This is a genomic window from Proteus sp. G2626, assembly GCF_009915985.1.
Classification (GTDB): domain Bacteria; phylum Pseudomonadota; class Gammaproteobacteria; order Enterobacterales; family Enterobacteriaceae; genus Proteus; species Proteus vulgaris.
Map to the genome: position 1 here is coordinate 102,880 of NZ_JAABNH010000002.1, position 14,386 is coordinate 117,265.

Below are 14,386 nucleotides of genomic sequence, written 5' to 3' on the forward strand. Positions count from 1 at the left end.
TAAATCATATTGAGGAGAAAACGTGCCGAGATACTCCGTTATCTACGTTCTCTGTCTGTCTTTTATCGCACCCGTTGCTTATGGGGCAAATTTGCGTTTAAAAGTGGAAGGTTTAGAAGGGCAACTCGAAAAAAATGCGCGAGTCCAGCTATCAAACATTACAACAGAAGAAGTTGCACCTGACGGGCGTTTTCGTGCGCGTGTTGAAAAGGCAATTCAAGAAGGACTTCGCCCTTTAGGCTATTATCAGCCAACAGTGACATTCTCTTATCAAGAAAACACACCACCTGCGCGTTCTGTATTAACGGCTAAAGTTGAACCCGGTATTCCTATTTTACTCAAAGGGGTCGATATTGTTCTTGAAGGCGGTGCTAAAACTGACGAACAATATGCAAAGGTCATTAAAGAGAATACCCCTCCTCTTGATAGTGTTTTAAATCATGGTGATTATGAAAAGCTCAAAGGTTCATTAACAGGACTTGCTATCCGTCGTGGTTACTTTGATGCTGAAATGGATAAAAGCCAGCTAGGTGTCTCTTTAGATAACCATGCCTCGTATTGGGATTTTGTCTTTAATAGTGGTGAACGTTATCGCTTTGGCAAAGTGAATTATACAGGCTCCCAAATTCGGGAAGATTACTTACAAAATATTGTTCCTTTTAAAGAAGGGCAATATTACGCCTCTGAAGATCTAGCCGAATTTAATCGCCGTTTAGCGGCAACAGGTTGGTTTAACTCTGCCGTTGTGACCCCTGATATTGCTAAAGCACGCGCTGAAGGTTCTCATCTTTTACCGATGAGTGCGGTTGTCACTCCGCGTTCTCGTAACTATGTAGAGCTTGGTGGTGGTTATGCCACCGATGTTGGTCCTCGCCTTAATATGCAGTGGGATAAACCATGGATGAATTCGCGTGGTCATAGTTTAACTTCCAACATTAGCGTTTCTCAACCTGAACAATCTATTGGTGCAAACTATAAAATTCCACTTAAGGTAAACCCATTAGAGCAATATTATGGTGTTCAAGGTGGTTTTAAACGGACCGATTTAAATGACACTCGTTCTGATACCACAACGTTAAATGTGTCTCGAAACTGGGATATGTCCACTGGCTGGCAATACAGTGTGAATACACGTTGGAGCCTCAGCCACTTTACTCAGGGGGATGTCACAAATACCACGATGTTGCTTTATCCAGGCGTGACAGCAAGTCGCGTACGCCAACGAGGGGGCATGATGCCTTCTTGGGGGGATAGTCAACGTTACACATTAGACTACTCCAATAAAATATGGGGCTCAGATGTAGAATTTGTTGCGTTCCAAGCACAACATGTCTGGATACGCACGCCTTGGGATGGGCATCGATTTGTTGTAAGAGGTAATTTCGGCTGGATTGAAACTAATGCCTTTGAACAAGTTCCCCCTGAGTTACGTTTCTTTGCGGGGGGAGATAGAAGTGTCCGTGGCTTTAAATACCAAAGTATCTCACCAGAAGATAGCAAAGGTAATTTAACCGGTGCATCAAGGATGTTAGTCGGATCACTAGAATATCAATATAATGTCACGGGTAATTGGTGGAGCGCTGTCTTTATTGATAGTGGTGAAGCCGTTAATGATTTTACTCGCAGTGATTTTAAAACAGGTGCTGGCGCGGGTGTGCGCTGGGCATCACCAGTTGGTCCGATTAAATTTGATTTAGCATTACCTGTGAGCGACGTTGATAAACGTAGACTTCAGTTTTATATCGGGTTAGGAGCAGAATTATGATCAAGTGGTTGAAATGGATTGCACTAACACTTCTTATCATTATTTTGCTTACGTTCAGTGCCGTAGCTTGGATCTTAGGAACACAATCAGGTTTGCATTTTGCCATTAATAGTGCTGCTCGCTGGGTTCCTGGCTTAGTTATCAAAGATGTTAATGGTGACTGGAAAGATCTGCGTTTAACGGGAGTTGAATATCAAATGCCCGGAGTTGATGTGAACGTGGGTGAGTTATCATTAGGACTACGTTTAGCATGCCTGACGGATAAACAAGTTTGCGTTGATACACTGGCGACACGCGATGTGGTTGTTAATGTTGATACTAATGCTTTCCCTCCCTCTGAAGAAACCCCACCATCAGAGCCTTTAACTGAGCTCAATGCGCCGTTACCTCTCTATTTAAACTCGCTTTCATTAGAAAATACGCATGTGAAGATTGACGATATAGCAATCTCGCTCGGTAAGTTTAAAACCGGTGCGCAGTGGGAAGGGCATCAAGTTACATTAAACCCAACAGTTATTAATGATTTGCTGGTGGCGTTACCCAAAACACCAGAAGAAGGCAGTGTTCAAGCAGTTGCCCAAGATGTAAAAGAAGTCGTAACTGCAAAACCTAAAACTGAACCTACAACACCAGAAGAAAAAGAGCAGGCGCTAGCAGACACGATTAAAACGATTTTTGCTAAGCCACTATTGGCTGAATTACCTGAAATTATTATTCCTGTTGATATCAATATTGAAGGTATTGAAGGTAAGCAATTACAAGTGAGTGGGGATACGCCCGTTACCATTAATCAACTCTCTTTTGAGGCAAAGACTCAAGGTAAGCAGGTTAATCTCACTAAATTAAATATTGATGCACCAGAAGGTGAAGTGAGTTTAAATGGGGGAATTACCCTAGATAAACAGTGGCCTGTTAATTTAGATGTGAATGCGACTGTCCGTGATGTCGCAGGGCTTGAAGATTTTAAAGATCAAAAAGCGACGCTTTCTTTGCAAGGAGCATTACTGGAAGAGCTTAAATTAGCACTTTCTTTAACTGGTGCAGTAACAGCCACGCTTGATGCACAAGCAGAGCTCGCCAAACCGCATCTTCCGTTAAAACTTACTCTAGAGAGCCAAAAAGTTCGTTGGCCATTAACTGGGGATGTACAGTATCAACTTAATGACACCCGATTACGTCTCAATGGTCAGACTGATAATTATGATCTTTCATTGCGTTCTGATATCCAAGGTCAGGAAATTCCGCCTGCTAAATTAATGTTGGATGCAAAAGGTAATGAAGAAAAAATTGAGTTAACACGACTGCGTTTAGCCGCATTACAGGGTCATGCTGATATCACTGGTGTTGCTGATTGGAGTAAGGCGATTAGTTGGAATGCATTGCTCACTATTTCGGGAATTAATACGGCAAAACAGTATCCTGATATGCCCGCTAAATTAGATGGACGTATTGCTACAACGGGGAGCCTGTATGGCGGGAGTTGGCAATTACGTGTTCCTGAAATCACTTTAGATGGTGATCTCAAAAATAATCTTATCAAGGCGAGGGGGAATGCTTATGGTAATGATTCAGGACAATGGAATATTCCCCAATTAAATCTGATATTGGGGAAAAATAAGCTCGATATCGAAGGGCACCTAGGCGATAAATGGGCATTAGATGCCAATATTAATGCACCAGGATTAAATGGTTTAGTGCCAGGGCTCACTGGCTTTGTAAAAGGTAAGGTGAATATTCGAGGTGATATTAATACACCAAAGATTATTGCTGATATCAATGCCCAGGGCATTAAATGGCAAGATCAAGTGAGTATTGGATCTATTACGATTAAAGGCGATGTTCAGTCTGATAAAGACATTGGTGGCAAACTGGTTATTACAGCACGCCAGTTAAAACAAGCCGATTTAATTATTCGTAATTTAACGTTAGATGCAGCTGGTACAGAAAAACAACATAAACTCACCTTGAAAGTAGATGGTGAGCCAGTGTCTGGTGGACTGACATTAGCGGGTTCATTCGATAAAGAAAAACAGCAGTGGAAAGGGACGTTAAATAATACGGCTTTTGATACCCCAGTGGGTGAATGGCGTTTAAATAAAGCAATGACGCTGAATTTATTGGCAGAAAAGCAAGAGATTACGATCGGTGCTCATTGCTGGGTGAATCCTGATGCACAAGTCTGTGTTCCTAAAGCAATAACCGTTGGTGAAAGTGGAACTGCTGGAATTACGTTAACTCGTTTTGATTTAGCAATGATAAAGCCTTTTTTACCACCTGAAACGTCTGTTCGTGGTGTGTTTACAGGGGATGCTACTGCAACATGGAGTTCAAAAGGCGGATTACCGAAAGCATCTGTCAATTTAAAAGGGCAAGGTGTTGCAGTAAAACAGAATATCGAAGGCACTATTTTACCTATTGATTTCGATACCATTACGTTAAATGCGGGCATGAATAATGGTAAAGCAACATTACAATGGCTGATTAGTATTGCAGGTAATGGTAATTTTAAAGGCAATGTGCATGTTGCCGATCTTGAGAAAAAACGCCAATTATCAGGTACGGTGGATATTGATAATCTGACATTAGATTTAATCAAACCGTTCTTAGGTAAAGGTGAAATAGCTGAAGGTCGTGTTGGTGCACAATTACGTTTAGGCGGAAATGCACAATCGCCACTGCTATTTGGTCAATTTGGTATCAATCAATTAAAAGTGGTTGGGCACTGGATCCCGTTTGATATTACGAAAGGGAATGTTGATGTTCAATTCAATGGTGCGACGTCCGATTTAAGCGGTAGAATCGAAACGCCAGAAGGTTACTTAAATCTTACTGGTAATGCCGATTGGCGTAAGTTAGATGAATGGCGCGCAGTGGTGGCCGCTAATGGTAATAAACTAAGGGTGTCGTTACCGCCAATGGTGCGTATTGATGTTAATCCTGACCTTGTTTTTGAGGCTAGCCCTCATTTACTGAAATTAGATGGCCGTATTGATATCCCTTGGGCTCGTATTGTGGTTCAAGAGTTGCCGGAGTCGGCGGTATCGGCATCTTCAGATGAAGTGATGCTGGATAAAAACTTACAGCCTATAGCGCCAAAAGAGACATCGATTCCAATTCAAAGCAATTTAGCGATTAATATTGGTGATGATGTGACACTGGACGCATTTGGTCTTAAAGCCAGATTGACGGGAGCACTTAAAGTCAATCAGAATAAACAAGGACTGGGTTTAAATGGGCAAGTTGATATTCCACGTGGGCAATTCAAAGCTTATGGGCAAGATTTACAAGTGCGTAAGGGACAAATCTTGTTCTCTGGGCCCGTTGATCAACCTTATTTAAATATCGAGGCTATTCGTAACCCTGATAATACCGCAGACAATGTTATTGCTGGTGTTAAGGTAACGGGGCTTGCTGATCAGCCTAAAGTAGAAATTTTCTCTGAGCCAGCTAAAACACAACAAGAAGCGTTATCTTACTTGTTAAGAGGTGAAGGTCTAGACAGTGGTGATGCTGATTCATCACAAATGACAGCAATGCTGATAGGATTAGGCGTTGGTCAAAGTGGTCAGCTTGTAGGGCGCATAGGCGAAACCTTTGGTGTTTCGGATCTAGCGCTTGATACACAAGGTGTGGGGGATAATTCACAAGTTGTGGTCAGCGGTAAGATAACGAACGACCTACAAGTGAAGTATGGAGTGGGTATATTTGATTCGCTAGCGACGTTAACCTTACGTTATCGCTTGATGCCCAGGTTGTATTTACAAGCAGTGTCTGGTATGAATCAGGCAATAGATCTGCTTTATCAATTTGAGTTTTAAATTATATGCGAATTATTGTTTATGGTAGTTTACGGCGAAACCAAGGTAACCATCACTGGATGACTTATGCTCAGCTTCTCGGTGAGCATAAATTAGTGGGATATAAACTCTATGATTTAGGATTTTACCCTGCGGTTATTGAAGGTGAAGGAGAGATAGAGTGTGAAGTCTATCGGATAACACCTTCTATCTTGACAGAGCTTGATGAATTGAAAAAGAACGATCAGGATTACAAGCGACAACTGATTTCAACGCCTTATGGCAGTGCTTGGATCTACCTTTATCAAAAGCCTGTTGATGGTTTGCGTGAAATAAAATGTGGTGATTGGTTAAAGCGTCATGAAGAAGAGTAATTGAGTATTTCCCTTTTACTCAATATGATACAAAAACGGCTTGATAGGAATATCGAGCCGTTTTTATTTTTATATAAATAGATAATAGTTTATTTATATTATTAATGACTCTTTAATTTATTTAAATGTTATTATTTTTATTTAATTTAATAGCTAATATTTATTTTATTTCTTATGATTATAGATATGAATTTTATTAATGCTTAGCTTATTGACAATAAAATTAAATTAATGCTAAAAAGATAAGTGACTACTTAAGTTAATCAATGAAATTAGATTTTATTATTTTTTAATATGAATTTTAAAGGTGGTTTATGAACAATTCTAATAACATCTCATTGCTTTATAAAAATAAACCTGTAGAAGTTGAACAAAATATAGCAAGTAATTCTTTTACTGATATGATATTTCAAACAAAAACAACAGCAACAGAGACAGTTGATAAATTGGCTTATCTTGCTGGTATTAAAAATGTACCTGCTGATGATAAATATCAAAAATTGAATACATCTAATTTAACGTCACTCCTCGAAAGTGTAAAGTTATTAGGTTATGACATTGAAGTTGTCGGTATCTAATTAATTTAAAAGCAGCTTGTTAGCTGCTTTTAAACGTAAGGATAAAATAATGAATAAGGATATTATTAATTTAAATAAAGATATTAATATCGTTGGATTACATTGGATTTCTCGTTGGCGAGTAAACAATGGAAGAAAGGATTCTTATGTTATTCCTTTTGCAACGACATATCCGATTAATATTATTTATCATGGTAGTGATGAGTTTAAATATGGACAATATGGTATTCATCTCGGGCAACAAGATACATTGACTTTTTTAGGTGATGAAAATCGAAAAGTATTGGCTAAATTTATTGATTGTCGTAAATATTCTCCGACGTTTAAGTCAGTATTAAGCTTTTATATTACACCTTCTTCAGCGAGAACATTAATTATTCCTCCAGGTGTTGCTCATACCTTTCATCATTTAGAGAATATATTTACTTTAAATAGTTATACTTTATTTTTACCTACACTAGAGAAGTTATTCTGTAAGGATCTTACATGGTCACCGAATAATGATGTTATTAATCTCCCTGAAGATATTAACATTGATGATATTGAAGGTTATGAACCTATGACAGAAGAAGCCTCCGATTTAGTTTATCATCGCATTGCCGATATCCAGTCTGAACTTCTCAATAAACATGAATTTTTGCATTCAGAAACACGAAAAATTCGTTTAGATAATGGTGATACTGTTAATTTAAGATTTAGAGAAAGAATAGCCAAAAATCAAAGAATGAAATTACCACTCTCGACAATTATGGGTGTGGCGTTTCGTGAGATGCCGACAATGCAAACGGGTAAAGAGAGTGGGATTGTTCCGTTAACACGAAAATCACCGATGTATCTTGTTGACCATGGCCCCGAAGATTATGATTTTGACTCTTATGGCTTACATTTAGGGCAAGAAGATCACTTGATTTTTTTAGGGGAAACTTCTTGTGATATAACATTAAAGCTTGTTGATATGAGAAAGAACTCGCCTACTTTATTTTATGAAGATGAGATAACGTTTAACCCTACACCTAACCTTGAACTTGTTATCCCTTGTGGGGTTGCTCATGCTTTATTTAATATGGCGAATGTGATTACGGTTAATCGCCCTGTTATTTATTTAGATAAAGAAAAAGAATATATTCCTGGTCATGATGTTATTGATTGGAAAATTGCGAATAAAAACTATCAATCTTATTCTATTAATAAAATAGAGGCAGATTTAAACTATTATCAATTTATTGTTTCTAAACAAGAGGAAATCATTAAACAGCAGCCTACACATCATACACCCAAATCTATTATTGTTTATGATGAAAATAATAATCCAATTAAAGTGTTAATTAAAGAAAAGGTCTGATATTTATTATGCATACTGTCTTTTTTTATATGCTTTTTTTTGTATTAACGGCTGATGGATTAATGGTATTTCTTACGCCTGTTATTGTCTATCAGTTAACAACAAGTATTGAATATGCGGGATTGACATACGCACTATGGTGGTTACCTCGGGTTTTCTTGATCCCTATTATTGGAAAATATATAGATGGCTTAGGTGTTCGTCCTATATCGATTATTTCTGATGTTTTTAAAATAACAGGGTGTTTATTTTTATTATATGCTGATTTTACGTCTGAGATGATGATAGCAGTCAGTTTTGGATTAGTTGGCAGTTTAATTTCTATTGGAAATTCTCAAACGCTTATTTCGTATGAAAAAATGATTGCATCTATAAGTAATAATAAAGAACATCATATTAATATGATATCTAGAATGGATTTCTCAGGGATGATCATCGGTCCTCTCATTGGCATTTTTTTTATTGATTATGGATATAAATATTTACTTATTATACCTGTTATATTTTATTTTATTAATGCTCTTTTCTTTTTATTTTTTTATAAGGAAAAAAAGAGAATTCACGAAAATAATTCGCAAGAAATAATTAGTTTTAATAAGATGATTCTTTACATTTTATCATCACCGATAATTCTATTTTCTATTTTTATTGCTATTGGTAACAATATGTTTGATGGTTTAATTGAATCTAGTGGTACGGCGTTAATTGATCGCTCTATGAAATTACCCATAAAATATTATGGTTTTATTGATATTGCAGCGGGGATCTGCGGTGTATTAGGCACATACTTATATAGCTATTTAAGTCAATGTATAAGGAGAAGGCCACTCACTATTATTTCAATTTCGATTATTGTTATCAGTTCCTCTTTCCTAGTATTTTTTCAAGGTTCCATGATCTTGTTTTTTATCAGCTATGCAATTTCAATTATTGGAAAAGTTTTTTCGGGAAATATTTTAAGAATGCTTAGAATTGAGATTATCCCTTTCAATCAATTAGCAAGTGTGTCATCTCTGATTATCCTATTGAATCAACTGATCTTACCGATTGTGGGCGGGCTTTTGTTTTTTTCGACTGGAGACGTTTCAGTAGTTTATATGTTAATGATAGTTGCCATTGCTATCACATTGATAAGTGGTGGATTGCTTGTAATGCGTTTGAAACAAAGAGTGATATCATCATAAAAAAAGCCCCTCAATAAAATGAAGAGCTTTTTTATCAGTAAGTTATTCTGATAGCATTAAAATTATTTTTTCGCGCGTTCGAAAGAAGACAGAATTTCAGCTTTAGCGGCTTCTACACCTTCCCAACCGTCAACTTTAACCCATTTGCCAGTTTCTAAATCTTTGTAGTGTTCAAAGAAATGTTTGATCTGTGCTTTTAACAGTTCTGGTAGGTCAGTCACATCTTTAATGTGATCGTATTCTTTGCTCAGTTTAGTGTGTGGCACTGCAACTAGTTTTGCATCTTCACCTGATTCGTCAGTCATTTTTAGTACGCCAACAGGACGACAACGAATAACGGAACCTGGTTGTAATGGGTATGGCGTTGGAACCAGAACGTCTACTGGATCACCATCTAAAGATAATGTGTTGTTAATGTAACCGTAGTTGCATGGGTAGAACATGGCAGTTGACATAAAACGGTCAACAAACAGTGCGCCACTTTCTTTGTCAACTTCGTATTTGATAGGATCAGCATTTGCTGGGATTTCAATAACAACATAGATATCTTCTGGTAGTTCTTTACCAGCAGGAACATGATTCAGGCTCATAAAAAATTTCCTATAAAAAAATTAATTTTACGTGGCCTGTAGTATAGCGAAAAGTTTTTAACAATACCCGTTTTTTGCCGAACATGTTGCGTTATGACGTAAGAATAAGCAGTAAATAAAAAGAAGCCCTATTTTCAAAGATGAAAAAACCGGACGAAAAAGAAGCCCGGTTTATCTATATTGATGCTAGACCAATGAATTATTCTTCGTCTGGATATTGCGCCATAAAACTTTCAGCTTGCTCAACCATCGATTTAGTACCGACAAAGAAAGGCATACGTTGGTGAAGCTCTTTGGGTTCAATATCTAGAATACGTTCTTTACCATTACTTGCTTTACCACCAGCTTGTTCTGCTAAAAACGCCATTGGGTTACATTCATAGAGTAAACGCAATTTACCAGTAGGATGGCTCGCAGTGCTTGGATAGATATAAATTCCCCCTTTTAGTAAATTACGGTGAAAATCAGCGACTAAAGAACCAATATAACGCGTGGTATAAGGGCGATTAGTTGCAGCATCTTGTTCTTGGCAATACTTGATGTATTTTTTGACACCTAATGGGAATTTGATGTAGTTGCCTTCATTGATCGAGTACATATTTCCTGTTGGTGGGAAATGTACACTTTCATGAGATAGGCAGAAGACACCTAAAGATGGATCATAAGTAAAGGCATGAACACCACAACCTGTTGTATAAACTAACATGGTTGATGAGCCATAAACGACATAACCCGCAGCAACTTGACGATGACCCGGTTGTAAGAAGTCATCTAACGTTACAGGTTGGCCAATAGGCGTAATACGGTGGTAAATAGAGAAAATTGTGCCGACGGAAACGTTTACATCAATATTCGACGAACCATCTAAAGGGTCCATTAGTACAACATACTTAGCATTTTCAGCGCGATCACCTTCAAAGATAACAATATCGTCTTCTTCTTCTGATCCGATACCCGCAACTTCACCACGTGCTTTTAATGCTGCTTTGAGTTTCTCATTCGCGTAAAGATCCAGTTTCATCTGGGCTTCACCTTGAACATTAGAAACCCCGTTAGTACCCAGAATATCGACTAACCCTGCTTTATTAATATCACGGTGGATAATTTTAGCCCCAAGCTTAATAGCCGAAAGTAATGCCGTAAGTTCGCCAGTTGCATGGGGAAAATCTTGTTGTTTCTCGACGATAAATTCGCCTAATGTTTTCATGACGCAGGTCCTGAATGTGAGTGGGTAAAGTAAAAAAAGGAGGAAAATCTCCTTGGTGGTGGCAAGTTTAGCCAAAGAATCGAATGATTCAAAGGTTAATCCGTTCCTTATCTGCTTTTTGATCGTTAGAATAGTGACCAACTTCATGCTATTGGACAGAAATTCATGCACATTCATATTCTTGGTATTTGTGGCACCTTTATGGGAAGTCTTGCCATCTTAGCTCGAGCAAAGGGACATAAAGTCACAGGCTCTGATGCTAATGTCTATCCACCGATGAGTACCTTATTAGAAAATCAGGGAATTGAACTGATTGAGGGATATGACCCTAAACAATTAGAACCTGCTCCTGACATGGTCATTATTGGTAATGCCATGACACGAGGAAACCCTTGTGTTGAAGCTGTACTTGAAAAAGGTCTACCTTATACTTCAGGTCCTCAATGGTTACACGATTATATTTTACCTGAGCGTTGGGTATTAGCGGTCGCAGGAACCCATGGCAAAACAACAACGGCGGGTATGTTAGCTTGGGTTTTAGAAGATTGTGGCTATAAACCCGGTTTTTTAATTGGTGGTGTACCTGGTAATTTCCAAGTTTCAGCACAATTAGGTGAAAGCCCTTTCTTTGTGATTGAAGCTGATGAGTATGATAGCGCTTTCTTTGATAAGCGTTCTAAATTTGTACATTATTCTCCTCGAACACTGATTTTAAATAACCTTGAATTTGATCATGCCGATATTTTTGATGATTTAGCGGCAATTCAAAAACAATTCCATCATTTAGTTCGTATCGTTCCGGGTAGTGGAAAAATCATCATGCCTGATAACGACATGAATTTAAAACAGACCATTGGAATGGGATGTTGGAGTGAACAAGAATTCACGGGTGAAACAGGCGATTGGCAGGCCAAAAAACTCACTAATGATAGTCGCCATTTTGAGGTATTTCATAAAGGTGAAAGCGTTGGAGAAGTGTGTTGGGGGCTTTCTGGTGAACACAACATGCAAAATGGCTTAATGGCAATAGTTGCTGCGCATCATGTTGGTGTTTTACCCTCAGATGCGTGTGAAGCATTAGATAAGTTTGTTAATGCGCGTCGTCGTTTAGAATTACGTGGTGAAGTTAACCAAGTGAGTGTTTATGACGACTTTGCACATCATCCTACGGCGATTTTGGCAACGCTTGAAGCATTGCGCAGTAAAGTTGGTGGAACTGCACGTATTATTGCGGTGTTAGAGCCCCGTTCAAATACGATGAAAATGGGTATTAGTAAGGATGATATCGCTCCCGCATTAGGTCGAGCTGATGAGGTGTTTTTATTCCAGCCACCGAATATTCAATGGTTAGTAAGTGATATCGCGGAGCATTGTGTGCAACCAGCGCGCTGGAGTACCGATCTTGATACATTAGTGGATATGATTGCGAAAGAAGCGCAAGCGGGTGATCATATTTTAATTATGAGTAATGGCGGTTTTGGTGGGATACATGAAAAACTGCTTAAAAAATTAGCGCAGCCTAAAGGCTCAGAGAATCAGTATTAATAATAAATAAAAATAAGCCACTGACTGTTTAGTGGCTTATTTTTGGACGCTATGGAAAAGCGATTATAATTCCTGATCAAACAGGTTTAGGATTGCATCTCGCAACTCTTCTGTTGAAAACCCGGGTGCAGGTGTTGAAAATATGGTGTCATCACCCGCAATACTGCCGAGGATCCCTTCTGCTTTGCCTAATGAATCTAATAAACGTGCAATAAGTTGAGCCGCACCTGGACTCGTTCTTATCACTACAACCGAATGGTTATGGTCAATATCAAGTACTAGATTTTTTAATGGGCTACTTGCTGTCGGTACGCCAAGTTCAGTGGGTAGGCAATATACCATTTCCATTTTGGCGTTACGGGTTCTTACTGCACCAAATTTTGTTAGCATACGAGAGATTTTGGACTGATTAATATTATCAAATCCAGCTTCTTGTAATGCAGTCACAATCTCGCCTTGTGAACTGAATTTTTCTTCTTTCAGCAGGGCTTTAAACGCTTTAACCAAGTCTTCTTGCTTAGAAGGAACGCGCATAGTTCACCTTTAGTGAGTTATCAATAACCCGCGTATTATGCGGAGAAGTGAATTTTTATGCAACAAAAGACGATGAAAGGTAAGAGATAATTTACGGAAAATTGTAAAGTAGAATGTACTACAAAAAAGTTTCATTTACCGACTTTGAATGTGGTAACTTAAGGGAAGTAAAATATTTGTTAACTAAATGATAAGCTTAAATGATTGTCATAAGGAGATAGACCCACTTAACATTTTGCCCAATTTATTGGAATTATTTATCAAAAGAGTGCCCACTATCTCATTAACAGATAAGCAATTTGTTTAGAATAACCAAAGTATTATTTTCCACTGTAAATGCCTTATTATGCAATATTGCTGTTAAATAATTGTTTTTTAAAAGGTGTATTGCGTAATAGTGAATCTCTCTAAGGCGTTCCACTATCTTGTAACTAAGGAGTATCAGAATGAAAGTAGCAGTTCTCGGTGCAGCGGGTGGTATTGGTCAGGCACTGGCACTTCTTCTTAAAAACCAGCTTCCAGCTGGTAGTGAACTCTCTTTATATGATATCGCTCCCGTCACACCGGGCGTCGCAGCTGACTTAAGCCATATCCCAACTCAAGTGACGGTAAAAGGTTTTGCTGGTGAAGATCCTTCTCCTGCATTAAAAGGCGCTGATGTTGTTCTGATTTCTGCGGGTGTTGCTCGTAAACCAGGCATGGATCGTTCTGATCTTTTCAATGTGAATGCCGGTATTGTCCGTAATTTAATTGAAAAAGTAGCACAAAATTGCCCTAAGGCACTGATTGGTATCATTACTAACCCAGTGAATACAACAGTTGCTATCGCTGCTGAAGTACTGAAAAAAGCGGGTGTTTACGATAAAAAACGTCTTTTTGGTATTACGACCCTAGATATCATTCGTGCTAATACTTTTGTTGCTGAATTAAAAGGCCAAGATCCTCAGAAAACCAATGTTCCTGTCATTGGTGGGCACTCTGGTGTCACTATTCTTCCTCTGCTTTCTCAAGTTGATGGGGTCTCATTTACGGATGATGAAGTGTCAGCGCTGACAAAACGTATCCAAAATGCAGGTACTGAAGTTGTAGAAGCGAAAGCAGGTGGTGGATCAGCAACATTATCAATGGGACAAGCCGCAGCGCGTTTTGGTCTTTCATTAATTCGCGCTTTAAATGGCGAGAAAAATGTTATTGAATGCACCTATACAGAAGGCGACGGAGAATATGCCCGTTTCTTTGCACAACCTATTCTTTTAGGCAAAAACGGTGTAGAGGAATATTTATCTATTGGTAAATTAAGTGATTTTGAAAAACAATCTCTTAATGGCATGTTAGATGTATTGAAAAAAGATATAATTCTTGGTGAAGAATTTATTAATAAATAAAGAAATACTTTTTTGCTATAAAAATAATGCAAATTTAAATAAAAACCGCTGATATAGTATCAGCGGTTTTTTTTATTAATTATAA

The 14,386-nt window shown here is 38.1% G+C and carries 11 protein-coding genes; 8 read left to right on the forward strand and 3 right to left on the reverse strand.

What is annotated here, in order from left to right; all coding sequences use genetic code 11:
- Positions 1 to 22 precede the first annotated feature (22 nt).
- The 6 genes from tamA to GWJ05_RS00820 all read left to right on the forward strand — a co-directional run bounded on the left by tamA (position 23) and on the right by GWJ05_RS00820 (position 9,040).
- Positions 23 to 1,765 (forward strand): autotransporter assembly complex protein TamA, encoded by a 1,743-nt coding sequence (tamA, locus tag GWJ05_RS00795; protein WP_036939405.1) that lies wholly within the window; start codon positions 23 to 25, stop codon positions 1,763 to 1,765.
- Positions 1,762 to 5,583 carry an autotransporter assembly complex protein TamB gene (gene tamB / locus GWJ05_RS00800; RefSeq protein WP_115370513.1) on the forward strand — a complete coding sequence of 1,274 codons (3,822 nt, stop codon included), beginning with the start codon at positions 1,762 to 1,764 and terminating at the stop codon, positions 5,581 to 5,583. The genes tamA and tamB overlap by 4 nt, the downstream gene beginning before the upstream one ends.
- A gap of 5 nt (positions 5,584 to 5,588) precedes the next feature.
- The gene (locus tag GWJ05_RS00805; protein WP_036939401.1) at positions 5,589 to 5,936 is read left to right on the forward strand and encodes a gamma-glutamylcyclotransferase family protein; all 348 of its coding nucleotides are present in this window, start codon (positions 5,589 to 5,591) and stop codon (positions 5,934 to 5,936) included.
- 314 nt (positions 5,937 to 6,250) lie between these two features.
- Positions 6,251 to 6,514 (forward strand): XRE family transcriptional regulator, encoded by a 264-nt coding sequence (locus GWJ05_RS00810; protein WP_161680883.1) that lies wholly within the window; start codon positions 6,251 to 6,253, stop codon positions 6,512 to 6,514.
- A gap of 49 nt (positions 6,515 to 6,563) precedes the next feature.
- Positions 6,564 to 7,856, forward strand: coding sequence for a dTDP-4-dehydrorhamnose 3,5-epimerase family protein (locus tag GWJ05_RS00815; protein ID WP_115370512.1), 1,293 nt, complete (start codon positions 6,564 to 6,566; stop codon positions 7,854 to 7,856).
- Positions 7,857 to 7,864: 8 nt separating this feature from the next.
- On the forward strand, positions 7,865 to 9,040 hold the full coding sequence (locus tag GWJ05_RS00820) for an MFS transporter (protein WP_161680885.1): 1,176 nt from the start codon (positions 7,865 to 7,867) through the stop codon (positions 9,038 to 9,040).
- A 62-nt stretch (positions 9,041 to 9,102) separates the two neighbouring features.
- Here GWJ05_RS00820 and ppa read toward each other — a convergent pair whose 3' ends face one another.
- Positions 9,103 to 9,630: an inorganic diphosphatase gene (gene ppa, locus GWJ05_RS00825; protein WP_036939391.1), complete on the reverse strand. Its 528-nt coding sequence runs from the start codon at positions 9,628 to 9,630 to the stop codon at positions 9,103 to 9,105.
- 199 nt (positions 9,631 to 9,829) lie between these two features.
- The gene (gene fbp, locus GWJ05_RS00830) at positions 9,830 to 10,837 is read right to left on the reverse strand and encodes a class 1 fructose-bisphosphatase (RefSeq protein WP_036939388.1); all 1,008 of its coding nucleotides are present in this window, start codon (positions 10,835 to 10,837) and stop codon (positions 9,830 to 9,832) included.
- A gap of 165 nt (positions 10,838 to 11,002) precedes the next feature.
- Between fbp and mpl the strand changes: the two genes are divergently transcribed.
- Positions 11,003 to 12,382, forward strand: a complete 1,380-nt coding sequence (mpl, locus tag GWJ05_RS00835) for a UDP-N-acetylmuramate:L-alanyl-gamma-D-glutamyl-meso-diaminopimelate ligase (protein ID WP_036939386.1) — start codon at positions 11,003 to 11,005, stop codon at positions 12,380 to 12,382.
- A 63-nt stretch (positions 12,383 to 12,445) separates the two neighbouring features.
- On the opposite strand, the gene argR is transcribed toward mpl, so the two are convergent.
- Positions 12,446 to 12,916, reverse strand: coding sequence for a transcriptional regulator ArgR (gene argR, locus GWJ05_RS00840; RefSeq protein ID WP_006535714.1), 471 nt, complete (start codon positions 12,914 to 12,916; stop codon positions 12,446 to 12,448).
- 446 nt (positions 12,917 to 13,362) lie between these two features.
- On the opposite strand from argR, the gene mdh reads away from it, so the two are divergent.
- Entirely contained in the window at positions 13,363 to 14,301 is a 939-nt protein-coding gene (mdh, locus tag GWJ05_RS00845) for a malate dehydrogenase (protein ID WP_036939384.1), read from the forward strand.
- Positions 14,302 to 14,386: the final 85 nt, after the last annotated feature.